Origin of the sequence: Stenotrophomonas oahuensis, assembly GCF_031834595.1 — a bacterium.
In the GTDB taxonomy this organism is placed as follows: domain Bacteria; phylum Pseudomonadota; class Gammaproteobacteria; order Xanthomonadales; family Xanthomonadaceae; genus Stenotrophomonas; species Stenotrophomonas oahuensis.
The window spans coordinates 4,308,925-4,331,056 of the sequence record NZ_CP115541.1; the positions used below are offsets into that span (position 1 = coordinate 4,308,925).

Annotated in this window: 21 protein-coding genes and 3 tRNA genes; all 24 read right to left on the minus strand. The window is 62.7% G+C overall.

Features of this window, described 5'->3' with window-relative positions:
* Positions 1-9: 9 nt before the first annotated feature.
* Positions 10-462: a hypothetical protein gene (locus PDM29_RS19190; RefSeq protein WP_311191621.1), complete on the minus strand. Its 453-nt coding sequence runs from the start codon at positions 460-462 to the stop codon at positions 10-12.
* Positions 462-680, minus strand: a complete 219-nt coding sequence (locus tag PDM29_RS19195; protein ID WP_311191622.1) for a hypothetical protein — start codon at positions 678-680, stop codon at positions 462-464. Before PDM29_RS19195 ends, PDM29_RS19190 begins: the two co-directional genes overlap by 1 nt.
* Before the next feature lie 9 nt (positions 681-689).
* Entirely contained in the window at positions 690-2,843 is a 2,154-nt protein-coding gene (locus PDM29_RS19200; RefSeq protein ID WP_311191623.1) for a hypothetical protein, read from the minus strand.
* On the minus strand, positions 2,843-4,819 hold the full coding sequence (locus tag PDM29_RS19205; protein WP_311191624.1) for a phage tail fiber domain-containing protein: 1,977 nt from the start codon (positions 4,817-4,819) through the stop codon (positions 2,843-2,845). The genes PDM29_RS19200 and PDM29_RS19205 overlap by 1 nt, the downstream gene beginning before the upstream one ends.
* A gap of 45 nt (positions 4,820-4,864) precedes the next feature.
* A complete protein-coding gene (locus tag PDM29_RS19210) occupies positions 4,865-9,490 on the minus strand; it encodes a hypothetical protein (RefSeq protein ID WP_311191625.1) in 4,626 nt (1,541 codons plus the stop codon).
* Positions 9,491-9,547: 57 nt separating this feature from the next.
* Positions 9,548-11,686: a hypothetical protein gene (locus tag PDM29_RS19215; protein WP_311191626.1), complete on the minus strand. Its 2,139-nt coding sequence runs from the start codon at positions 11,684-11,686 to the stop codon at positions 9,548-9,550.
* A 9-nt stretch (positions 11,687-11,695) separates the two neighbouring features.
* Positions 11,696-12,130, minus strand: a complete 435-nt coding sequence (locus PDM29_RS19220; protein WP_311191627.1) for a hypothetical protein — start codon at positions 12,128-12,130, stop codon at positions 11,696-11,698.
* A 44-nt stretch (positions 12,131-12,174) separates the two neighbouring features.
* On the minus strand, positions 12,175-12,633 hold the full coding sequence (locus PDM29_RS19225) for a hypothetical protein (protein ID WP_311191628.1): 459 nt from the start codon (positions 12,631-12,633) through the stop codon (positions 12,175-12,177).
* Complete coding sequence (locus PDM29_RS19230; RefSeq protein ID WP_311191629.1) at positions 12,630-14,813, minus strand: phage nozzle protein; 2,184 nt, start codon at positions 14,811-14,813, stop codon at positions 12,630-12,632. Before PDM29_RS19230 ends, PDM29_RS19225 begins: the two co-directional genes overlap by 4 nt.
* Before the next feature lies 1 nt (position 14,814).
* Positions 14,815-15,405 carry a hypothetical protein gene (locus PDM29_RS19235; RefSeq protein WP_311191630.1) on the minus strand — a complete coding sequence of 197 codons (591 nt, stop codon included), beginning with the start codon at positions 15,403-15,405 and terminating at the stop codon, positions 14,815-14,817.
* Positions 15,406-15,464: 59 nt separating this feature from the next.
* A complete protein-coding gene (locus PDM29_RS19240) occupies positions 15,465-16,466 on the minus strand; it encodes a major capsid protein (RefSeq protein ID WP_311191631.1) in 1,002 nt (333 codons plus the stop codon).
* Between the two features lie 103 nt (positions 16,467-16,569).
* Positions 16,570-16,878 (minus strand): hypothetical protein, encoded by a 309-nt coding sequence (locus PDM29_RS19245; protein WP_311191632.1) that lies wholly within the window; start codon positions 16,876-16,878, stop codon positions 16,570-16,572.
* Positions 16,878-17,651, minus strand: coding sequence for a capsid assembly protein (locus PDM29_RS19250; RefSeq protein WP_311191633.1), 774 nt, complete (start codon positions 17,649-17,651; stop codon positions 16,878-16,880). The genes PDM29_RS19245 and PDM29_RS19250 overlap by 1 nt, the downstream gene beginning before the upstream one ends.
* Positions 17,651-19,237, minus strand: a complete 1,587-nt coding sequence (locus tag PDM29_RS19255; protein WP_311191634.1) for a portal protein — start codon at positions 19,235-19,237, stop codon at positions 17,651-17,653. Before PDM29_RS19255 ends, PDM29_RS19250 begins: the two co-directional genes overlap by 1 nt.
* Positions 19,237-19,632: a hypothetical protein gene (locus PDM29_RS19260; RefSeq protein ID WP_311191635.1), complete on the minus strand. Its 396-nt coding sequence runs from the start codon at positions 19,630-19,632 to the stop codon at positions 19,237-19,239. The genes PDM29_RS19255 and PDM29_RS19260 overlap by 1 nt, the downstream gene beginning before the upstream one ends.
* On the minus strand, positions 19,632-19,823 hold the full coding sequence (locus PDM29_RS19265; protein ID WP_311191636.1) for a hypothetical protein: 192 nt from the start codon (positions 19,821-19,823) through the stop codon (positions 19,632-19,634). Before PDM29_RS19265 ends, PDM29_RS19260 begins: the two co-directional genes overlap by 1 nt.
* A 115-nt stretch (positions 19,824-19,938) precedes the next feature.
* Positions 19,939-20,013, minus strand: a tRNA-Met gene (locus PDM29_RS19270).
* A gap of 92 nt (positions 20,014-20,105) precedes the next feature.
* Positions 20,106-20,181 (minus strand) — tRNA-Asn (locus PDM29_RS19275).
* A gap of 128 nt (positions 20,182-20,309) precedes the next feature.
* A tRNA-Phe gene (locus PDM29_RS19280) sits at positions 20,310-20,384 on the minus strand.
* A 105-nt stretch (positions 20,385-20,489) separates the two neighbouring features.
* Positions 20,490-21,272 carry a hypothetical protein gene (locus PDM29_RS19285; RefSeq protein WP_311191637.1) on the minus strand — a complete coding sequence of 261 codons (783 nt, stop codon included), beginning with the start codon at positions 21,270-21,272 and terminating at the stop codon, positions 20,490-20,492.
* Entirely contained in the window at positions 21,266-21,475 is a 210-nt protein-coding gene (locus PDM29_RS19290; protein WP_311191638.1) for a hypothetical protein, read from the minus strand. Before PDM29_RS19290 ends, PDM29_RS19285 begins: the two co-directional genes overlap by 7 nt.
* Positions 21,472-21,594 carry a hypothetical protein gene (locus PDM29_RS19295; RefSeq protein ID WP_311191639.1) on the minus strand — a complete coding sequence of 41 codons (123 nt, stop codon included), beginning with the start codon at positions 21,592-21,594 and terminating at the stop codon, positions 21,472-21,474. The genes PDM29_RS19290 and PDM29_RS19295 overlap by 4 nt, the downstream gene beginning before the upstream one ends.
* Complete coding sequence (locus PDM29_RS19300) at positions 21,591-21,827, minus strand: hypothetical protein (RefSeq protein ID WP_311191640.1); 237 nt, start codon at positions 21,825-21,827, stop codon at positions 21,591-21,593. Before PDM29_RS19300 ends, PDM29_RS19295 begins: the two co-directional genes overlap by 4 nt.
* Positions 21,824-22,090 carry a hypothetical protein gene (locus PDM29_RS19305; RefSeq protein ID WP_425508694.1) on the minus strand — a complete coding sequence of 89 codons (267 nt, stop codon included), beginning with the start codon at positions 22,088-22,090 and terminating at the stop codon, positions 21,824-21,826. Before PDM29_RS19305 ends, PDM29_RS19300 begins: the two co-directional genes overlap by 4 nt.
* Positions 22,091-22,132: the final 42 nt, after the last annotated feature.

Consider the following 22,132-nt stretch of genomic DNA (forward strand, 5'->3'; position numbering starts at 1 on the left):
TGAGTGTCCTTAGAGGGTGTTGTAGTAGTTGTAGGAGGTGGAGGTGTAGACAACCACGGCGTAGCCGCTGGAGTTGTCGGTGACGACGCACTGGAGCGAGACCGAACCACCACCGTTGATGGAACAGGTGGCGTAGACGGTGCAGCCAGAAGCGTTCGCGTTGGCGAGGGAGACGGCGGTGACGCCGGACGAACCGGTGACGGACCATGCGTAGCTGTAACTACCGGAGCCGCCGGAGACCGCAGCCGACACACCGATGGCGGTGGCGATGGTGCGCGGGGTACTGGAGTTGCCATTGTTCCGCGTGAAGTTCCCGCCGGTAGCACTTGCGGTCATCCCGTAGTACACCGGAACCCACACACCCCCACGTGCAACGCGTACCGTCTTCACGGTGGCTGCGTTGGCACGGAGGTAGCGGGCCGGATTCCACGCGCCGTTGCGGGCGACGTAGATTTGAGCCATCAGCTCACCAGGGTCAGCGCCAGCTCGTAGGTCGCGCCCAGGGTGTAACCTGCGGCTTCCTCGGCGGTGATGTTCAGGGCAATGTTGGACTGCCCGTAGGCAATCGTGCCGGGCGTTGCAAGTTCGCCGGTGTTGGAGAACATCAGAGTGTGAGTGCGATCCGTTGGAACGCTGGTCTCACTGACATTGCTTGCGATGTTCTTGAGCTTGAACTTCATGTCGATCCTTTAAATTTGAATCCAGATGCGACCTTCGATGTAACCGGGGTCGGCGGAAGAGATAATGAGGTTGTTGTCGTCCCACACGGTTCGCCATGCGTGGACCACAGTGCCGTTACCGTGGATGCCTCGGAAGTACATCGCAGAGCCGGAGTTGTTGTCTGTGTTGTAGGGCATCAGAAGCTGCGTGGTCGTATCGCCGCCGCCGCCGCTGCTCACAAGCATCTGACCGTAGGAGCCGCCGCCGGGAAGGTTGGTGGAGTTCGATCCATCGCCCATGCGGTACAGGCCCGACTTGAGGCACTGATTCATGTTGCCGTACCAGGGGCCGGTGCCGAAGTTTCCGGTGTGCCACACATAGCCCGCCGAGGTGGTCCCCAGGCCGGAGGTGTGCGTGCCGTCGGCGTACAAGCCAGCGGTGTCCCAACCGATCCGCGCACCCGCGTTGCCGAACTTGATGAATCCAGCGGCGCGATTGGCGAGGGACTGGATGCCGAGCGTGTGGTTGATATTCACATCGATCAACATGGAGTCGTCGCCGATCTGAAGAGACCCACCACCGTTTCCATTCTTGATGTAGGCGTCACCACTGATGCCGACAGTGAAAATGTCGCCGACAGTGTTGGCCCACACGCGATACTGATTGCCGGTGGCATAGGTGGACCACGTTTGGCCGTAGTCGCGCGCAACGATGTTGTAGCTGGCACTCGTACCTTCGACTTGGACGCCGCCCGTGGAGGTCGCCTTGAAGACGGTCTTCAGGTCACTCCCACGCATACCCATCACGCCCAGCGTTCGGTTGACGTAGAAGTCGAGGTAGCCGGTGTGGTCAGTTGCGGACGGCCAGGAGCGGACGAGGGTGTCACCGTTCCACGAACCGACGAAACCCTCGCCCTGGGAGATAGCTGCGCCCGGCTGACGGAACTCAACTAGCGGATACGCGTGAGCGATGTATGCCTGGGCATTCCGCATGTTGAGCGATCCGTCCGTCGTGATCGACCCGCCGAAGTAAGCGCCGTACTGGTTCCAGAAGGAGCCATCAGTCAGGAGCGAACAATAGCCAGCGAGCGTGCCGTCCGCCTTGTTCTTCGCCCAAATCATTCCGTCACTGGCGATGTTCCAGTACAAGGAGCCTTTCGTGTTCCCGTTGTAGTCGAGGAAGCGCAGCACCGGGTTACTCGTGGACGTGTTCGGCTGAATCATCAGCGCATCAGAGATAACCGGGTCCACGCGCAGGGCGTAGTTGTTCGGTTCAAACACCTGGGCCTTGGTGGCAGAGCTGGCGGCAGCGGTAGCGGAACCTGCGGCTGCGCTTGCGCTACCTGCGGCTGCAACTGCGTCAGCGTGGACGCCAGCCTCGGATGCCTTGGCTGCTGCTGCGGAGGCCGCTGCGTTGGTCTCGGAGGTCTTGGCGTTGACTTCAGAGGACTTCGCGTTCGTCTCGGAGGTCTTCGCGTTGGAAGCCGAGGTGGCGGCGCTGTTTTCTGAGGTCTTCGCTGCGTTCTGCGAAGCCAGGGCTGCGGAGGCACTTGAGGATGCCTGAGAAGCGCTTGAGGCTGCACTGGAGGCCGACGCGGATGCAGCGGATGCTGACCCTGCGGCTGCACGCTCGGAAGCGGCTGCGGCCTGCTCCGACGCCAGGGCGGCACTAGCGGAACCTTGGGCTTCGGCAACCGCTTCGTTGAGGGTGTCCAGGGAGGCCAGAGCCTCGGATGCCGACTGTGCGGCTGCGACGGCGCTGGATGACGCCGCCTCGCTGTAGGACTTGGCATTCGCCGCGTGCGTGCCGGCAGTGTCGGCATACATTTGAGCGAGGTCACGCGCAGCCTTCGACGCATTGGCGAAGTCGTTGGCCGCGTCCTGGGCCAGCTTGGCGTTGGTCACGTTCGTTACGGCGGCTTCGGCGGATGCCTGGGCGGCATCGGCGAACGAAGAGGCCGAGTTGACCTCCCCGTCCACGCGGGATGCCTCAAGGGCCGGGCAAGGGACCATGAAGGTGTTGCCCAGGTGGTCCGTGAGGGGGAACATGCCGTCGCCGTTGGGACCACCCGTCGCGGTGCCGCCGAGCCACGCCTGGAGCTGGGACGTGTAGGTACGCCAGCGCTCCATGAGGGCCGTCATGTCGGACGCAAGCTGCGCCGGGGTTGGGGTGGTAGTGGTCATTACTGTTCCGTAGAGACGACGGTGAGCTTCGCCGTGGTGGATTCGCTGGTGATCGCGCCTCCCACGGTGGACATGGAGAGCTGCGACAGGCGAACGGTGTAGACGTAGTTGTTGGACGCACCTGCGGTGTCAACGAAGGTGAAGCTTCCGTTGATCGAACCCCAGGCATCGGACGCACCGTCGGAGACGTTGCTGATGGACCAGTTGCCGTAGACGTACTGCTGGGCTACGAGAACGTCGCCAGCGCCGTTGAGGTTTCGATACAGGGACACAAGCGCAGAGTTCTGTCCGCCGCCGTTAAAGCCGGTGTTCGGCACCCTCTGATTGACGACGTGACGGGACCGCGTGTAGGAACACACGATGGTCTTTGCACGCCCATTGGATGCGAAGGGACCAACGACAGCGTAGGTGTCACCAGCGATGGACGTAGAGGAAGCGGCGTTGTAGAGGACACCTGCGGACAGCGTGCCGCCGAAGTAGGCGGAACCGTCCATGCCCACGTAGGTGATCGCGTTACCCTTCGTGCATGAGCTAATGGCCATCTTCGGGCCGAACCACTCGATCAGGTCGCGGTTTGCACCGAAGCCGACACCGAGAACCTTCATGAATGCGCCCGTGTCAAGCACGATGCGTCCGTTGGTGGAGTTCAAAGCCCACTCGGCACTGATGGCACCGCCGGTGATCTTGTCCACCGTCAGGTTGCGAATGTAGGCGTTGTTCATGTAGACGCCGTTGGCGTCCACGGCGAACGGGACAATGCCCGGATAGCCCGGCGAGACGATGGCGAAGTGATCGGCCAGAATGTTGAACGTCGAGGTTGCCCCGTTGTTCCACAGACCGAAGCCTGCGACATAGCCGTTCACGTCCGTCTTCAGCATGTACTGCGCGGACAGGCCATTGGCGACACTCGCGGTCTGCTGGATGCTCGCCTCGTTCTTACCTACTCGCGTCTGGAGGGTGGAGATATCGGACGCCAGCGCGGAGTCCTTACCGGCCTGGACCGTCACCTGCTGGTCGAACAGAGCCTTGTTCTCCCCGACGGTCGTCAGGATGCCGTCGAGGCGCGTACCCAGGGCACCGTCTTCATCAGCGCGGGCCTTCGCCTCTTGCGTAATGAGCGCCTGCACGGGACCGTCAGGGTCCGTCAGGGATGCCACGACGTTATCCACCCGAGTCGCCATCGCTGAGTTCTCGTCGGTGCGCGTGGTGGCTTCCTGGGCGATTGCGGCGGTGTTCTCGCCGGTCTTCACCTGCATTGCCGTCAGGCGGTCGCCCAAGGACTCGTCAGGGGAAACCTTCAGCGTCCCGAGGTTGGCAATGAAGCCGGTGCCGTCAGCGCTCTTCGCGCCGATCAGGTCGATGGTCTCAACGATGCCGGTGTCGCCCTCAACGCGTGCGTTGGCTTCCTGCTGGATCAGCGTGGCAACGCCGCCGTCAGGTGCCGTCAGGGCGTCGATGATGGACTGGAGGCTGCCCAGGTCGATCTGCGTGGAGAGGATCGTGTTTGCGTTCGTGTCGATATCCACGATGCGAGCCTGAAGTTCCTTCAGCTCTTCGCTCGATAGAATCTGCTCAATCACCTTGTCGATGACCGGGCCTGCCTCTGGAGCGCCCGACTGGAGGACCAAGCCGTCCAGTGCGCCGTTGACCAGGGCTTCGTAATAGTCACGGGTTTCCTCGGTGGCGTAGAGCGCCTGGAGGAACGCCATGTTCAGCTCGTCCTGCGTGAGGACCGAACCGTTGTGGAAGGCCACCAGGGCCTTGCTCACAGGAGTCTGCCGGATAATCTCCAGCACGCCTTTACCCGGCGGATGGTAGAACTCGATGTTCGCCGAGTCCCGCCAGTAGTAGTCCAGACCCTGACGCTTGATGCGACGGTTGTACGCCACGGTGACGTGGGTGTTGGAAATGTAGGGGAACGGGACGGAGAACTGGAAGTCCCCCGCCTCGATAGCGAGTGCTACTCGTGAGGTCATGGGGTGTCCGTATGAATGATTAAGGGGGCCGTAGCCCCCTTTCGGTTATTGCCAGAACCACTCGGCGTGTTCCTTGTCCGTGTCGTCGTCGGTCTCGGGCAAATCCTGGGCGAATGCCTGGAAGAGCGGAGCCACCGCGAGGTGGTTGCCGAACGGGATCACGGCCTGGAGCGCGCGAAGGTCTTTCTGCTTGTACTGACGGTCGCCACGCAGGATTGCCTGGGACACACCGCCGGCGGCGTTGCCGACGTTCGCGGCCATCGCAAAGCCCGGCACGCTGCCCCCGACGCTTGCGGCGTTGGAGCTGTTACCGGAGTTGCGGTAGTCGAAGTACGTCTGACCCAGCAGCGGACCGGTGAACGAGTCAACAGCGTCAGGCAGGAGGAACATGAAGCCCGAGTTGCGGACTGCTGCGCGGGCCATTGCGCCCCCGCCCATGTATTCCTTCTTCCACTTCTCGATCTTCTCGGAATCGACGCCGGCCACCTGCATGCCCTGAAGCTGTGCTTCGGTCTTCGCGTAGTACGCCGCACCGGCCAGAGCCAGGGCCATACCGTTACGGGTGACCGTCTCGGCGTCCCGCTCATTGATCGACCGCAGGAACTGCTTGGAGTAAGCCGTGATGCCGAACCGACGGAACTGCATGAGGAACTTGGCGAGGTTCTTGTGTTGCCACAGGAACGTATCGCCCAGGTCTTCTTCCTGAATGCTCTTGCGAGCCTCGCGAACCACACCGTTGAGCATGCGGTCGCGCGCTTCCAGGTCCGTCCAGTCGGCCCAATTGACCTTGCGGATTTTCCCGCCAAGCTCACCTTCAGCCCACTCTGTGTGTTCCTTCATCTGCGCAGCGATGCGCTTACCCATCGGCTCGTCAATGCCCAGCGCGGCCATGCGTTCGGCACTGAAGCCACCACGGTCGAACAGGTCATCCTTCATGCGCAGCAGAATGTTCTGAGCCACGACACGCTGCGAGAACGCGTTGAGACCCGCCATGCCGGAGCCGACGGTGACTGCACGGCCCGTAACGCGAGCTGCGTGGCCTACGGTGGAAGCCGTCTGTGCCGCCTTGTTCCACACGGAGCGGCCCAAGGTTGCAGCGCCGTCCCCCTGGAACGCACCGGCCACGTCGTAGGACGAGAACACGGAGTTGTTCAGGTAGTCGGTGCCGACCCCCAGCCACTCTTCCTGCTCACGCCACAGCTCGGACTTGAGCTGCCCATCCTCGCCTCGGCGGAACAGCTCTCCGAGGTTCATGATGTGGCGGAAGGTGTACCGAAGGTTGCCGTGGGCCAGCAGTGCGCCCAGGTCCGGCAGGTTGGCGAGGCCGGCGTTCTCCATCTGAGTGGCGTAGGTGATATCGCGCGTGGTGCGCATCAGCTCACTCCAGAACCCAGCCTCTTCCAAGGGCTTGCCGGTAATCAGGTCGTATGCGCCCTGCCCGGCCTTCAGGATTCGGTCGGCGTCTTCCTGCCCCTCAAGGGCGTTCTTCACGGCCTTCACTCGGCCAGTCCAGTCAGCGGCACTCTTGATGCCGATGTGCGCCAGGGCGGTATGCCCCGAGACGGTACGCACGTAGCGACCCACGAGACCTTCCACGTTGTTATCCAACAGGTCGCTCACTCGGACGCGCTCCAGGGAGCCGTCGCCGCCACGGACGCGGAGGTCCAGGGCGAAGTTCTCGTCAAACTTGGCGCGGCGCTTGGCGTTGCGGAAGGAACCCTCGCCCTTTGCAGCGCGATCCCCCAGCTTCACCTCGGCGAATCGGGCGACCGTCTCTTCCAGTTCGTCGGCACCAACGCCGGCTTCCTGAAGGAACTGACGGAGATACCCAATGTCATCGAAGGACATGCCGGCGAGGACGCCCGGGTCGTTGCCCACGCGCATTTCGCGCATCTTCTGGACATAGTGCGCACCGGCCTTCGCGGCAATCTCGTCGGACAGCTCCGGGTTGGTCTCCTTCATGGCCTGAGTAATCAGGTTGGAGAGCTGGTCGGAACCGAAGCGCTCTTCCAGTTCGCCGAAGCGCTGGAAGTTGAACACACGAGGCAGGTAGTTGGCATTGACTTCGACGTTATCGAAGCCCTGGACGCCGGCACGCTTCGCCTCGGTCAGCACGTCAGCGAACAGCTTGCTCACGCGACCGGCCATTGCGGCGACCGCAGGGGAATCGCTGGCCTCTCCACGAACGTGGCGACCAACGTCATCCATGAACTGCGCACGGACCTGACGGTCGTAGTACCGGTACTTGGGGATGCCCTGCTCTTTCATCCAGGGGCCGTAGGAGGAATCCACGCCCTTGCTGAAGTCGGCGATGTAGCGGCGCTGGAGCGTCGAGCTGATTTCCGAAGCGCCCTCACGGACGGCGGACCCATCGACGTTGCCGAAGATATTGCCCACCAACAGGCCGAAGTTGTCGCGCACGGCCTGGAACTCGGAACCGCGCAGGATTCCCGACAGGGTGCCTCGGTTCTTCAGGTTCGTTGCGCCCGACATACGGGCACGCGGGACCACTTCGCCGGTGCCGGAGGCATTCGGGTACAGCTCGTCGGAGTAGCCGATCGCTCGCGCAGCCGACAGGGTGTCGGTGCCAAAGGACGGCCCGGCGTTTGCCTCGGTCAGGCCCTGTGCAACGGTGTCGTTGGCATCCAGCTTGCCCAACGTCTCACGACGTGCGGCGGTCTGTTCAATCTCCCGGCGCAGACCCAAGGCTGCACGCAGGTTGTCACGGTCGGCCTGCTGCGAGCGGAGGCGCTTGGCTTCCCCACGCGCGGCCAGGGCGTTGTCGTCCAGGGTGCGGCGTGCGGTTGCGTCTGCAAGCTCACCTCGGGTGCGCTTCAGGTCAGCGGCGTCTTCCTTTCGGACACCGCGGATTTGTTCGGCCAGGGTACGGCGGTCGGTGTCCACTGCATCGCGCACAGAACGGCGGCGCAGCTTCGCCACGGCGGGCGCATCCACTTGGTCACCGAAGGTAGCGGCGTCGGCCTCGCGGGCCACACGCATGCGCTCAGGAGCGCTCTCGGCCACCTTGGCGTCTTGCGCCACGAGGCGGTCAAGGTCGGCCTTACGGGCACCTCGGGAGGTTCCGTAGAGGGCCTTGGTGTTGGCCTCCAGGGCGTCGATGGCACGCTCCAGCTTGCGCCGTGCGCCCTGCTTCATGGCAGTGCCAGCTTCAAAGTCCAGACCCGGAAGGCGGGCCTCGGCTTCATCAGCCTGACGGACACGTTCGATCATCGACTCGGTGCTGAAGTCAGTCACCTGGGCGGTGCGGTATCCCTCGGCGTCGGTGACACCGGAGCGGCCCAGCATGGCGTCGGTATCGACACCACCTTTGCGGGCGCGGTCGGTCCAGTTGGAGACCACCTCTGCCTTGGTCTTCCCGCGAAGATACGGGTTGGCCTTCAGGACGGCCTCGGGGAAAAGCTCGTCCATCAGGGCATCGTCAGCCGCCTTGGCGAACTTCACCGCACGGGACGGACCAAAGTGGTGCGCCGCGTACAGGGTGTAGTTGTTGACCGGTGCCCCCGCGCGCTCCAGGGCGGACGCATTCTGTGCGTCGAGGAACTGCGCCATTTCACCGGAACGCTCAGCGTTGGTACGCTGGGCCAGGATTTCGTCACGGGACAGGCCCTCGGCCCATGCCGGCTTCGCCTGCTCCACGGTGGAGAGCCAGGTCTTTTCAAGGAACTGGTCAGCACCGGTAGCGGTGGAAGTCGAGGAACGCGCGGAGGCGTCACCGCCGGACTCCAGCACTCGGCGGAAGTCAGCGTAGCTTTCGGTCGGGCCGTTGTTGGATGCCAGGAAGGAACCTACGCGCCCCTGAAGCTGACCTTCGGCTGCACGTGCGGCATCCTCGCCGCCCACCAGGGACGACACCAGGGCCGTGCGGTTCTCAGCCACGCCTTCGGCGAGCTGGAGGGTGTCCATGCGGTCCTTGTAGAGACGCACCACGTCGTTGACGCGGCCATTGGCGTACACGCGACCGCCGATGCTGAAGGTGCTGTGCAGGGCGAAACCCGCGAGAGCGGCATGCACTACGTCAGTGCCGTCCTTGTTCGCGTTGTTGGAGTTCAGGCCGGCAGTGATCGCGGCATTCTCCAGGGCTGCGCCGGTGGAACCATAGGCGATACGCCGGATGGAACCTGCGGTGCCCAGGGAGGCGACCTCTTCGGCCAGCGGTGCGAGCGCCTTGGTGGACGCAGCGATGCGGACAGCGTTGCCGATCTGCTCGGCCTTCGCCACAGCGCCGAGACCGCCAGTGCCCACCATGAGGGCGAGGTTCGTGGGGTCTGCCAGCGCGCCGACGAAGCGGCCCGTGGTGCCCCAGCCGCCGTACTCGGCGAGCTTCTGTTCATTCTCTGCCTGCTGGCGGGCTTCACCGGCCAGGAAGTACAGATCATGCAGAGAGCGGGAGTTGTAATACAGGTTGTCTACGGTGTCCTGCGGGAAACCCTTGAAGATTTCGTCGCGGTCAGCCGCAGGCAAGTCTTCGATCCGGAAGTTCGGATCGGAGGGAATCTGGCCTTCGACAAGGAATCGTGCGGCTGCATTCGGGGTCGAATCAGTCTTCGCCCACAGCTTCACGAAGTTGACGAAGGAGGTGTCCGGCTCAACACCGGTGGTGTCGGACGGAGCGTAGAGAGTCGGGGCAACGGACGATACTTCGTCCGGCATAGCTACTTTGTCCAAGGCGGACTGGTATTCGTTCGTTGCCATAAGGGCCTCTGTAGGTTACTGGAGCATCTGACGGGCCATCGGGTTGTCCGGGCTGTAGACGCGATCAAGGGTGTTGCGGTACGCACGGCCCTTGCGGGCTTCTTCCTGTGCCTTCTGGAAGTCCACCGCAGGCTGCGTCTTGCGCCATTCGTTCGTGAGCGCCGACAGGTCGATTGCCGGTCCCTGGCCGATGCCGTGGGCATCCACCATGCGGACCTGCACGTCGTTACCGTTGGTCGGCGGGGTGAACTGGAGACGCATCCCCTTGGCACCCTGGAGACCGTCATCGGTCGCCTTCTTGACCAGCATCGGCTGCGCCCATTCAAGGACCGCCTTCAGCTGGTCAGGACTACCTGCGGTCGTCGGAACCACGACGGACTTGCCGTTGATTTCGATGGCCTGATTGGTTGCCTTGAAGCGCTCGGTGGCTAGACGCAAGGCGGCGTCGGGGGATTCCCCCATTCCGGTGTAGTAGCCCGCAAGTTCTTTCAGCTTGGCCGACGCGTAGTTCTTCGATCCGTTGTCGAGGTCAGCAATGGCAGTATCGCCGTCGCCGAACAGGAAGCCGCCACCGATGGTGTCGAGCTTTAGAGAGTCGATCTTCCGCGCGATCTGCGCCTTCTGCTGCTGCTGGGTTGCCTGGAACGTCGGGTCGCCGTAGCGGGCGATGTTGCGGGCGATATCCTCGTCCTTCGCGCCCAGGTCACGCTGGTTCAGGGCAGACTCAAACACTGCGGCCTGCTGGTCGTCAGTGAAATACTGCGAGGTCAGGCCCGAGGCTTTGATGGCGCGGTAGGCGTCAAGGCGGCGAACCACGGTCTGCCCGTTGGACAGGTCGATGTTGTTCATCGCGCCCTTCAGGGTGTCGTTGGCGGATCGCATCCGCTTCGACAGGACCAAGGTCTGCTGGAGCGCCTTCGGGTTGTCCAGGATTTCGGGGCCGGACAGCTCCTTACCACCACCGACGGTGGCCGCGAGGATTTCGTTCTGAACCCGCGAGTTCCACTGAGCTGCCTCGGAGGAAGTCTTCGGGCCGTTCTCCACGCCCACAATGTCGCGGAAGGTGTCAACGCCGAAGGTGGACAGCAGGGACTTTTGGTCGTTCCACTTCTGTGCCTTGTCGTGGCGCTCCTTCATCGCGGTCTGCGAGCGGTTCACGTAGGACCACGCGGCCTCGCGGGATAGGACTCCCGACTTGACCAGCGGCTCCATTTCGGTGATCGCAATGGGCAAGCCGTTATCGATTCGATCCTCAAACGGCGCGAGCTGAACGGTGTTCTCCCACTCCTTCTGAGGCTTGGCGATGGTGTCGGCGTACTTCTGATTCCGCTGACGGGCCACCGCGATGCGGGCCTGGGCCTTCACCCCGTTGATCGGGGAAGCGACCTCGCGCCCGTTGGCGTCGATGTAAGTCTTCGGGATCAGCTCCAGCAGACGGTCGTCATGCTGCGACTCGGCGAGCTGGGCGACTTGATCGATGTAGCCTTCCCAGGCGGCGGTGCGTCCCAGGACGCCCGAGGCGGTCTGAATGATCGAACTCGGGGTGAGCGTGCCGTTGGCATCTGCGCCGTCGGCAAGGGCTGCGATCTGCGCACCCATGGCGCTCTGCGCGTTGGTCTGGTGATCGCCCTGCAGGCCGTGCACACGGGCACCGGCGAAGCGCTGGTAGGCATCCTGAATCAGCGGAGAGAGGGCCTTGCGGGCCGTCGGGTCCGTCAGGAGCGGTGCCATCTGCTTCTGCACCAGGGCGTCGAACTGAGCGAGCTGTTCCCCGATGGGTGCGGTGTGGTCGATATCCTCGTCAGCCGAGGTGAACACGTCAGCCAGCGCGGCGTTGCCCTGGGTGATCGACGCGGCGTGCGTGACGCCCTGCTGGTACGCGGCGTGTGCGGCGTACTCAGGATTCACCTGACCGGCGATTTCGTCGGCCTGCCCCTGGGCCTGCCATGCTCCGGCGTTGGCCTCTTCCTCGCGCTTGGCTGCGCCGACGGCAGAAGCGCCGGTGGTCAGGATGCTCTTCAGGGCATTCCACGACTGCTGGGAATTGTCGCGCGGGGCGATGATCTGCGCCGAAACGGAAAGCTGCGGCTGCGAGACCGGCGCTGCGTTCTGCTGCGTGCGCTGGCGGGAAGCGGTGACAGTCTCACGTGCCATGAGGTTTCCTTATGTTGCGTTGGGTGGGCGCTGGGCGAAGGAGCCGCCTGCGGAGCTGTATGCGCTCGCGCCTGCGTTCAATGCGCCTGCGGCAATCTCCAGGCCGGAGGGCTTCACCACACTGGAGATAGCCACGTCGAGGGACGTTCCGTTCGCCTTGATTGCGTTGTTGAGGTTCTTGCTCTGGAGGCCCTGGGCCTCGTCAAGCTGCTGGTCGAAGGACTGGAGCTGGGCCAGGAAGGAACCGGAGGCAAGGTTGATGCCGGCACCCGACGCGGACGCACGGGCACTTGCGGTGGCCTTGCGGATTTCCTTGGCGCGGGCGTTGAGTTCCTGCGAGGCTTGATCGGCGAGCTGCTGGGCACGCTCTTCAGCCTGCTCCTTCAGCAACTGCTCCTGCTTCTTCGCCTTCTTCCGCTGGTCCACGGCAGATGCAATGGACACAGCAGCGGTTGCAGCAGAGATTGCCCACGCAACGGCGGGCGCTACTACCACACACATTGGTGGAATCTCCGAATGGGGAAGCCCCGTTCGTTGATGACCGGGGGATCGATGGTGTAGCCCAGGCTGGCAAGCCAGCGCAGGCTCTCGGTGTTATCGGCGTCGGCGAAGTTCGCCAGCGTCGTGTACTTCGTCAGGAGGTGCTTGTGCCAGTTGACGGCAACCCAATGGAAGAACTTTCGGTTCTCCTTCAGGTGGTCCGTGGCAATCATCCAGGGCACGCCCTCCCCTTCAATGTCGGGGTTGGAGGCGCACCCATAGATGCAGAACGGCACACCGTCAGCGTCACGAATGACGTTCACTTCGTCGGAGACCTCTGCGGAGTACCGCATCGCGGCCAGTACGGACAGACCGGTTGCCCGGTCCACCTCCTGCACGTCTGCCCCACGCGCGTTGAACGCAACGTGGGTGATATCGCCGTAGGTGGCGACGGTCGTGTGGGTCATCGGAATTGCGCTCGCTTCTGCCAGAACAGCTCCACCTCGGCGCTGGTGAACCAGCTTCCCAAGTGGCTGTCGTTGACGATGGAAATGACGGCGTCCTGCGCGTCGCCGTAGACTTGGAATGAGTAGTCCCCGTCGGTGAACGTGGGCGAACCCACAAGCAGCTCGGCGTTGCCGATGGTCTTGCCGGTGAACTGCGAAAGCAGACCAGGGACCACGGGCTGCACATCGGGCGACACGCCGTAGGGCGCGACCTCGGTGGCGAAGTAGCCGGCGCGGGTGTACGCGAGGGTTACCGTGCGAATCTGAAGGCGACCGGACAGGTCCGGGTTACCCTGAGAGTTCTTCTGATACCAGCGCGAGAACGTCCAGCGCGAGGTGTACTGCACGCCCAGGTAGGAAACGCCCTGGCTCACATTGCCGGGCACCGTCATGGTGTACTGGTCAATCCACCGGTAGCCGTTCGGGTCCACAAGTCCGCCGGCACCCGAAGGCGCGTTAGGCCCACGCACGACTTGCCACAAGCTGCGCTCGTTGTCGGGCACGGCGAAGGGGAAGTCGAAGATGGTGATGTTGTTCACCGCGTTGTAGCCCCCCTGAAGCGCCATGCGGCGGTCGAGGAACACGTCGTAGGACATGCCAGGAGCAACTGCGGTGGCCGAGAGGTTGATGCTCTCAAGGTAGGTGCCATCGGCCCGCGCAGTGACAAGCCACAGGGTGCCGTTGAGCGCCTTGATGGCAAGCACATGGTCACCTGCCGGGAACTCCCAGCGGCCCCACGCGGACTGAGCGAGCTTGTCGCCGTCGTAGAAGAACTTGTAGTGGTAGACACAATTGGGCGCACCGTCGGTGATGACGAACGCGGCCTCAAGGTCCGGACTGACGGTCAACCCTCGGACACCTTGCGGAATGTACCGGGGCACATGCGCGGTCACGTCGTCCGCTTCCGTTGAGTTCGTACCGTCCTGGCGGACGAAATACTGAAGCACCTTCGCCCAGCCGCCCTCTTCCGAGGGGAAGTAGATATCGCTACCCGACGCTTCGGGGGCGACACTCTGCGTTGCCGGGTAGGACGTGACAGGCGACAGGGAACAGTTGCTCGGCGTGAATGCGCCGTTGTTGCCCTTCTCCATGCGGAACTGCGTTTGATCCGAGAACAGCAGGATCGAACCCAACATCGGCAGGGCGTGAAGCATCTTCGTGACCTTGGCTTCGGATGCCTGGATATCAATGAAGTCGTCGTCAAGCTGCTGCGTGACGGTCATCCGCCAGAACATGCCGAAGTCCCCTGCCCGGCTCAGGACGATGTTCTCGTCACAGAGGAAGCCCAGGCGGTTCTCCACGAACAGCACGTCTTTGATCGTGCGGCCCAGGAACGAGGGACCGGGATTGGTCGCAGCGTCACCCGCGCGGCGCGGCCCCCAGGAGAACGGGGCGACCTCAAAGACGCCATCCGGCTGACGGACCAATGCCCAAGGCATCGTCTTCTCGTCAATCGTGTTGTTGGAGTCGTTGTCGGTGACCTCGGCCCAGGTGCCTTGCGTGCGGCGCACGTAGTACCCGACGAAGTTGCTATCAGCGGTGGACTGAATCTTGTAGGTGGCACCTTCGGCAGACCCGGTGGGCAAGTCTTGGAAGGTCTGCACGATGCCGTAGTACGTCCCCTTCTTCGGGTTCGGGGCATACGTGCCGTAGACAGCGCCGGTCTGGCCCGGAGGCCGGTTCGGGCTGTAGTAGTCGTATCCGTTGGTGGTGCGGTCAGAGTCCTTGACGCCCTGCTTCACTGTCACGGACTTGTTCACGATGAACGTGTAGTCAGTGACGGTGGTAGCGGCGAAGGTGTCCCTTGCGGTGGAACCTGCGGGGACGCTGATGTACTGCTTGCCATACGGCCAGTTGACGGCGTGCTGCCTGCCATCCATGCCGAACACGAGGATATCGCCGTTGGTGATGACCACCACGTAGCGCTCATTCACGTCACGATTGATGATGTGGATATAGGCGTCCGACAGGATCGCGGCGGAGATTTTGGCGACGTGCTGGCGCGGTGCGCGCTTGCCGATGCCGTCCACGATGGTGGGCCAGCAGTTGACCATTTCGCGGAGCTGAATGTCGCTTCGGAGAGTATCCGGCTGCTGCGATACGCCGCCGTACAACGCGGGGATCGACTTTGAAGTAAGCATGTCACCTCCGGTTGTAGATGCGGTTGATCGCTGCCGGCGAGCTGAAGAAGTTGGTCGTGCGGCTGCGGAGCTGATAGCGGTCGTGTTCCGCTGCGGCCTCGCTTTCCATCTGGAGGTTGAACTGATGGAGAATCTGTGAGCCGACGATTTGTGCCTGGAAGAGACGGCCTGCGCGGCGCTCGATGTACTTGCGCGCGATCTGCGGGAGGTCTTCATAGGCCAGGAACCACGTCACCTCTGCGGTGACCTTGGCATCGACACCGACGGTGAACGTGCGGTTGCCGGTGTCGTACAACTTGCGTGCGCGCTCTACGTAGGTGCCGTCATCGGGGACGACCTGAAGCGCGTTCGCGGGAATTGGAATGGTGCCGTCCACGTCCCGAGGCATCGGGTAGGCGGTGTCCACGTTGTAGCTCCAGCCCTTCGACTGCACCTCGCGTGAGGTGTCATGAAGGATCATCTGAGCGATACTCACGTCCTTCACGCCGGGGACGCTCAGGGTGTTGACCGGCGACTGACCAATGGACAGCAGCAGGTTGTTCACCGAGTCCAGTTCGGACACGGGAACGTAGTTCAGCGGCGGGAGGGCCATGAGGTGTTCCTAAGTAAAAAGCCCCCACCCCCGGTTAGGGAGTGAGGGCATGCGGGGGCTTACTTGCCCTTCAGCGCCACGGCGCACTTGTTGCGCAAGGCACCGCCGCCAGCGGCCATTTCGGCAACCAGCAGGGTGGCGCGACGACGTGCGTCCCAGGTCTGCTCGGTGTTCAGGTCCAGCACGTGCAGCATCGCCGCAGCGTCTTCGGTGAACACGAGGCCACGGATCTTCGACAGATCACCCTGGTACTTCGACGCGATGTTGGCCGGCAGGCGGCGAACGTCGGTCGGGTGGCCCACCAAGCCATTGGCATTGGTCGAGGCGTTGTACGCGGTCACGTTCTTGCCGAACATGAAGTTGTTCGACTTCAGCACTTCGATATCCGAAATGGTGCGCAGGACGGTCGAAGCGGTCGAACCCTGACCGCCGAAGTCGCGGTTGATGTTCTTGTCCGAGTTCGCGATCAGCGACCACTGGAGCGGCAGGAACACAGAACGCAGCACCGAGGTGTCCACGTCCTGCTCTTCCAGGCCCAGCTTGGCCGAGTTCAGCGCGTCGATCAGGTCCAGACCGGAGGTCATGAAGTCCTGCGAAGCGCCCTCGGTCAGGGTGATGCCGCCACCGTCGCCGGGGAACAGCTCGGCACCCTGCGAAGCCTGATAGACCAGCATCTGCGCCATCACGTCGTACACGCGGGCCAGACCGTTGCCCTGGGCCTTCGCGTACGGGCCGCGCAGGTCGTAGTGGGTCATCATTTCGTCGATGCGGTCCACGTAGATATCGTGGATCAGCAGGCCATCGGCTTCGATGGTCACTTCGTTCTTCAGAACGTCCTTACCGGTCAGCTCGGCACCCGGAGTGTGCAGCTCCGCGAACGCCTTGAAGAAGGCCGGGAACTGTGCGGTGCGACCGCCGGTGATCGAACGGTTGCGGATCAGGCCGTTCATGATGACGTTCGATTCAAACGCCTCCAGAACTTCGCCTGCGTACTGAGTCAGTCGCAGGGCTTCGGTATCCGAACCGACCTGTGCGCCGTAGGAAATGGTTGCATTGCTCATTGCGTTTCTCGCTGTTAGTGTTACGGTATGTGTGGGTTATTGCGTGCGTGCCTTTAGACCAGTCGAAGGCGAGCGCCTGGTTCTCCGCCGTAGCGGGCCAGGGTCAGAACTTCGCGGTCTGCATTGCCTGCATCGTCAGTGCGCCACACTGGTCCACGAGGACTTCGTCGTTGCACTCGTCTGTGCGTCCGAGAGTCCAGTAAAGGGCGTGGAAGTATTCGTGCCAGAACGTCCCCAGCAGCAGCTCTTCCCGGTGTGTCTCCGAAGGTGCCCGAAGATAGATCGTGAGTTCGCCAGGAACCCACAGTCCGTAGACTGCGAGTCCTGCACGCTCATTGAGCTTGTCTTCGGGAAGCACCTTGACGGTGATCCGGTAAGGCCCCAGGGTGAAACTCTTGGGAACCTTGGTCATCAGCGCCGGTTGATGCTGACGCCCAGGTTGACGTTGTTCTTCACAGCGATGGCCAGCTTGCGCTGCACCTCGTCGCGGAAGGACTGGTCCTTCTTGTATTCCGGCTTCCGCATATCGGCCAGCCATTCCGACTTGGTGGTGTAACCACCGGTCAGCTTGTTGGCGGATTCGCCGGTAACCATGCGAGCGTCGATGCCCATGTCGGTGTCGTACCTGTTCTTGAGGGTAGCCACGGCTGCAACAGCAGCGGCCTTGTCTTTACCGAAGATGACGGAGTTGAACGACTCGGCCTCTTCAGCGGTGTAGTTGCCTGCAACGGCCCAAGCGACCATGGCCTTGTAGTTGTCCTCGCCGCCGGCCGCGCCGACGATCTGGAGCGTGCGCAGCTCGTTGGCATCACGCTGACCCTGGACGTAGGTATCGACCTGGGCGCGGGTGACACCGCCGGTCTCCGTCAGGAGTGCGTAGGTCTCGTCGGTAATCGAATCCGACTGCGCCAGCTCTTCGGTGGCCTTTGCCACGGCAGCGGCGTAAGCGGCTTCGTCACGAACAGGCACCTGCGGGGAAACCGCAGCGGCAGCAGCAGCGGCCACTCGGGCGGCTTCTGCATCGGCGTCGGCTTTCGCGCGAGTAGCCTGGGAGGTTTCCAGCTCGGTGTAGGAAGCCAGGAGGGCGTCGGTATTCACCGCGCCGGTCTCGGCGTTCCAGAACTTCTCGGGAACGTTGTCCGGGCGCTGCGGTGCGCCCTCGTTGGTGTTGGTGGTGTCGGTCATTACTGAGCCTGTTGTGCCGCCGCGAGCTGCGACAGCTGTGAAGGATCGATGTCACCCTTCGCCATCGCCGAAGCGAGCGGCGCGGTAGCCTTATCGAGCATGTTGGATGCCATCTGCTGCTGAGCGGCCTGCTGCTGCTCCATCGCAACTTGGTCCGGCGTCTTGACGATTTCGGATGCGTTGGTGACGCCCCAGCCGGTAGCGAGGCGCTGCGCCAGGACGGGTGCCTGGACGAGACCCACGGCCACCTGCGGAGTCACCAACTGGAACAAGTCCTGCATGAAGCCACGGAGCTGGTTGAGCTGATGGTTGCGACCAAGTGCTTGGAAGCCGGTCACAATGACAGGCATCACGGAACCCTTCGGCAACACCGGGATCAGCCGCTTCTTTTCCAGAATGGCAATCGTGCGGTTCACCCAAGGGAACTGAAGGTCTTGCGACTGGACCGTGTAGATGCCGCCCACAACGTCCTCAAGCTCCTGCGCGGTGGCGCGGATTTCCTCTGCGGTGACACGCTCTGCGTTTCGCGTGGTGCCGGCCTGCAGGAGGAATGCCTGGGAGAGACGTTGGGCGAGGTCTTCAGCGGTGCGTTGGGCGACCTGGAAGTCCGCGTACTTGTCGAGCTGGAGAATGTCGATATCGGCTCGGGAGCCAGTAACGCAGTCGCCGGACTCGGCGTTGGCGATATCCTCCATGCGCGTCGAGGACGACGGATGCTTCAGGAAGACGATCTTCGCTGCGGCTGCGGCGAACTGGACGATGGCCTGACAGATGCCGTCGTAGGAAATGAGGTCTCCCATCAGCTCTTCCACGTGGCCTCGGCCATAGTGGGAACCTGGGATCGCCTTCCAGCGACCGACGATCCACGGCGACTTCGCCTCGGGCGCGGAGCCTTCGGAGCCGGGGATGCGGATATCGTTGATTTCCTGCCACCACGTCACGGTGCCGTTGCGCCACTGCACGCCGGTGAACATTTCAACGTCGTTCTTGTCGGTCGGCTCGATGCCGACTGCGGCGCACACGTCAAGGTCCAGGGCGGCCGGACTGACCTTCTCCAGAATGGCGAGGTCGATCATCTGCCCCGAGGGCGCACGACGGGACCGGAACTGGTCCAGGGTGAACATGCGCATGGACTGCATGTCGGGGTAATACAACGTTGCGTTGCCACCGACGATCAGATGCAGGAAGTATTCGTAGAGGATCGGTCGCTGCGGGGATGCTTCGACTTGATCCATAATGTCGGACTCGCGCTGCGCCAGGGCAGCTTCGACCTCCGACGTGTCCTCGTTGCCGGCACCCTGCTGGGCGACCTTCGACAACGTGTAGCGGAACGGAGCGGAACCGGGCGGGAACAATGCCATGAGCATCTTCGACGCGAGGTTGTTGACGCCGCGTGCCCCAAGGGACTGGTACGGCTGCGTCAGGTTGGAACTGTCGTTGTTGCCTTCGGGCGGCAACAGAGAGGGAATCGTCAGGGCCGACGCAGCACGGGCACGAGTCAGCGGCGCGGAATGCGCATTGCCGTTATCGTTCCAGAGACTGCGTGCGGATACCTGCGGTGCCCCCGAGGTATCCGGGGTTGCCATTAGATCGCCAGGAGTGCTTCGCGCACGTTCCGATACCCACCGCTACCACCACCGACGGACGGATTGGCGGACGGGAGGTTGGACGTGGGCGGGAGAGTGGACGGTTCCTGCGAGGTGTCGTACTGCGACGCCACTACAGGGATTCGCTGCGACTGACCGGAGAGGTCCATGCGCAGGTTGTTGCGACCGATGACGCCTCGCGAGGTGCCCGTACCGTCGAGCCAAAAGTTGCTCAGGTACTGGATCGGCTTGTCCTCGGGGGTCTCTTCAGCCGCCGGGTCGTTGGGAAACAGGCCACCGGGGTCGGCCAGCTTCTCCACGTTCTTGTCACCGATGACCTTGTTCAGGCCGGGATGGGTGATCTTGGCGAGCTTCTTCTTGGTGATAGAACACATCAGCGAACCCTCGCGTTGTCGGCAAGGTGCCGTAGGTGATCCAGAAGTCGCTTCTCGCCCAGCTTCATCCAGACCTCTCGGTCGGAGTCAGTGATGCGGGGGGTGGTGTCGCGGGTTTCGTTCAGGAGCTGGACCAGCTCGGAGGCGTCGAGTGCGACCGCTTCTGCCCAGCGCTCGTTATGCGTAGGCATGGGCGCGTCTCGAAAAAAAAGGCCCGCATCAACAACCCTGGGAGAGAGACAGGATTGCCGACGCGGGCCGTGTTGCGATGCCGTCCGTGTGCTGAAGCTACGGACGATCTGTTGCTGGTAGCGGAACCTGGGATCGAACCAGGGACTTCCGGGGTATGAACCCGGCGTTCTGCCTCTGAGCTATTCCGCTGTTTGGCTTCCCCTCCCCGGCTCAGTCACTTGTGACCCAATGGGTTCAGTCGTTTGTGGCCGGGGCTGCGGCGCTCAAGGCGCGGGGGAATCTGGCTGGCAAGGCAGGGATCGAACCTGCGGCCACGCGGTTAACAGCCGCGCGCTCTACCTACTGAGCTACTTGCCAAAAGATGGTCGCCCCTCGGTCATGTTCGACGGTCGCAATGACGTGTCTCTACTGACGGTGAGGGGCGATAGAAGATGGTCGGCCGATTGTCGCCCCCTGATGAGGGGCTATCGTCGGCCGATGGAATGTGGTCGAGGCGGTAGGGTTTGCACCTACACTGACGGCAGATTCCGCCGCTGCTCTACTAGTTGAGCTACGCCCCGTGATGGGATGGCCCCTGCATTTCGAGCGGGGGCCGGGGGATGCCCTTAAGAGACCTTGAGTGTTCTCTTTAGGTATATCTGTCCCTCGAGGGTGCGGGGTGAAAATCACCGGGCTACCGGAGGACTCCACAGACGCACCTTCTTGGCCTTGAAGTCCCAATCGTCGGCACGCAGAATGCGCGCGCATCGGGCCTGCGCCAGGGCGTCGCCTTCCGTCTTCCCCTTCGACTCGTACCCCTTCTTGACAAGCGCCCACATTTCCCGAATGTCCTTGCAGTCGGACAGGCCGGTCACGTAGGGAGACTTTGCGCCAATCCCCTTGCAACCCGGGTAGCCGTCGGTGGAGTCACCGGTCAGCGTCTGCTCCATGAAGTAGCGGTCCGCGTCCCATTGGGACACCTTGACCACCTGCCCTCGCTTCATCTTGCCGGGGGCGTGGAGTTCGCCTGGGATGGTCTTCAAGTCCTTGTCGTCGGACACGACGATCTTGCGGCCCTTGATAAGGGTCGGATGCGTGGACAGAATGCCCATGCAGTCGTCGGCCTCCAGGCCAGGACGCTTGTAGGTCTCGTATTCTTTGGCGAGGAAGTCCTTGACAGCGCGCAGGAGTTCCGGCTTGCGGAGACTCTTTCGGTTTCCCTTGTACTCCGGGTAGACCCCGTAGCGGAAGTTCTCGTCGTCCGTCAGGCAGACCACGATGCGCGTGGCTTTCAGATCGTTGGCGACCTGTTCAACGTCGTTGCGTGCTTTTGCGAACGCCTCGTCCGGGTAGGTGACTACCGACGGTTCCTCTTCCGGACCGTTCCAGTAGTACACCTTCTCGGCGACCGACGCTGCGGCGAACGCGAAGATATCCGCGTCCACCAGCAGAGTGACCGGCGTCACCATTCGATACCGAGGGCCAGCAGAACGTCGCGCGCCTGATGCGCGTTGCCGTCTTCTTCGCCACGGTCCCAGGCGTCATCGACGTTGGAACCCACGCAGTCGTAGGCGGTAATGTCCTCGTCGTTGTCGATGGCATCCCGCAGGGTTTCGCGGCGGGCATCGTTCTGGAGGGTTGCGATCAGATCGTCAGGTACGGTCAGGATCATGCGGAGAATGCTCCTTGGGTCGCCCACTCGATAACGGCGGCGGCGACAATGGCGGAAATGAGGACGGTGAAGGCGATCACCGTGATGGCGTAGCAAACGTCAATGATCTTGTCGATCACGACAGGGCTTCCTGCACTCGGTCGGACATGAGGTGGGCGGAGGTCTTCACCACGCGGTCGGAAGTCGGCCGGCCTGCGTACTGGCCCACGCCGCCGTCGCGGTACACCGTCACGCTCTTGAACTTGCCGTCCGGCATGACGCGTCCGATGTTCGTGTAGATACTGCTACAGGACGCGTGGGCGTACACGAAGTAGTCGCCAGCTTCTAGGGGGTTGCCCATCAGGTCTTTCATGCTTTCTCCGGGTGCCGCTTGTACCACTCAGCGAGACGTGCTTCGTACTCGCGGTAGCGCTGTTGATAGTCGGGGCCGTCACCGTTCGGGTACTCGCGAACGTCGCAGACATAGCTCTCCTGAACAACCGGGATGGACACCGTGTTCGGATAGACGCCCATCGTTTGGTAGGTGATGTAGGAGTCGTGGTGCCCCTTGAGGCATTCGCCGTAGTCGCCGAAGAACGGCGGACTCGGCTTCCAGTCGGGGACCAACATCAGCACGAGGAACCCCAGGAACCCGCTGGTGAGGACGCTTGCGCAGAA

What these genes read in the sequence shown, in the direction of transcription:
- PDM29_RS19260 (WP_311191635.1), bottom strand. Translation starts at nt 19,632, where the DNA reads ATGTGTTCTATCACCAAGAAGAAGCTCGCCAAGATCACCCATCCCGGC.
- PDM29_RS19300 (WP_311191640.1), bottom strand. Translation starts at nt 21,827, where the DNA reads ATGAAAGACCTGATGGGCAACCCCCTAGAAGCTGGCGACTACTTCGTG.
- PDM29_RS19265 (WP_311191636.1), bottom strand. Translation starts at nt 19,823, where the DNA reads ATGCCTACGCATAACGAGCGCTGGGCAGAAGCGGTCGCACTCGACGCC.
- PDM29_RS19230 (WP_311191629.1), bottom strand. Translation starts at nt 14,813, where the DNA reads ATGCTTACTTCAAAGTCGATCCCCGCGTTGTACGGCGGCGTATCGCAG.
- PDM29_RS19195 (WP_311191622.1), bottom strand. Translation starts at nt 680, where the DNA reads ATGAAGTTCAAGCTCAAGAACATCGCAAGCAATGTCAGTGAGACCAGC.
- PDM29_RS19290 (WP_311191638.1), bottom strand. Translation starts at nt 21,475, where the DNA reads ATGATCCTGACCGTACCTGACGATCTGATCGCAACCCTCCAGAACGAT.
- PDM29_RS19245 (WP_311191632.1), bottom strand. Translation starts at nt 16,878, where the DNA reads ATGACCAAGGTTCCCAAGAGTTTCACCCTGGGGCCTTACCGGATCACC.
- PDM29_RS19215 (WP_311191626.1), bottom strand. Translation starts at nt 11,686, where the DNA reads ATGGCACGTGAGACTGTCACCGCTTCCCGCCAGCGCACGCAGCAGAAC.
- PDM29_RS19190 (WP_311191621.1), bottom strand. Translation starts at nt 462, where the DNA reads ATGGCTCAAATCTACGTCGCCCGCAACGGCGCGTGGAATCCGGCCCGC.
- PDM29_RS19205 (WP_311191624.1), bottom strand. Translation starts at nt 4,819, where the DNA reads ATGACCTCACGAGTAGCACTCGCTATCGAGGCGGGGGACTTCCAGTTC.
- PDM29_RS19235 (WP_311191630.1), bottom strand. Translation starts at nt 15,405, where the DNA reads ATGGCCCTCCCGCCGCTGAACTACGTTCCCGTGTCCGAACTGGACTCG.
- PDM29_RS19210 (WP_311191625.1), bottom strand. Translation starts at nt 9,490, where the DNA reads ATGCCGGACGAAGTATCGTCCGTTGCCCCGACTCTCTACGCTCCGTCC.
- PDM29_RS19285 (WP_311191637.1), bottom strand. Translation starts at nt 21,272, where the DNA reads ATGGTGACGCCGGTCACTCTGCTGGTGGACGCGGATATCTTCGCGTTC.
- PDM29_RS19255 (WP_311191634.1), bottom strand. Translation starts at nt 19,237, where the DNA reads ATGGCAACCCCGGATACCTCGGGGGCACCGCAGGTATCCGCACGCAGT.
- PDM29_RS19240 (WP_311191631.1), bottom strand. Translation starts at nt 16,466, where the DNA reads ATGAGCAATGCAACCATTTCCTACGGCGCACAGGTCGGTTCGGATACC.
- PDM29_RS19250 (WP_311191633.1), bottom strand. Translation starts at nt 17,651, where the DNA reads ATGACCGACACCACCAACACCAACGAGGGCGCACCGCAGCGCCCGGAC.
- PDM29_RS19225 (WP_311191628.1), bottom strand. Translation starts at nt 12,633, where the DNA reads ATGACCCACACGACCGTCGCCACCTACGGCGATATCACCCACGTTGCG.
- PDM29_RS19200 (WP_311191623.1), bottom strand. Translation starts at nt 2,843, where the DNA reads ATGACCACTACCACCCCAACCCCGGCGCAGCTTGCGTCCGACATGACG.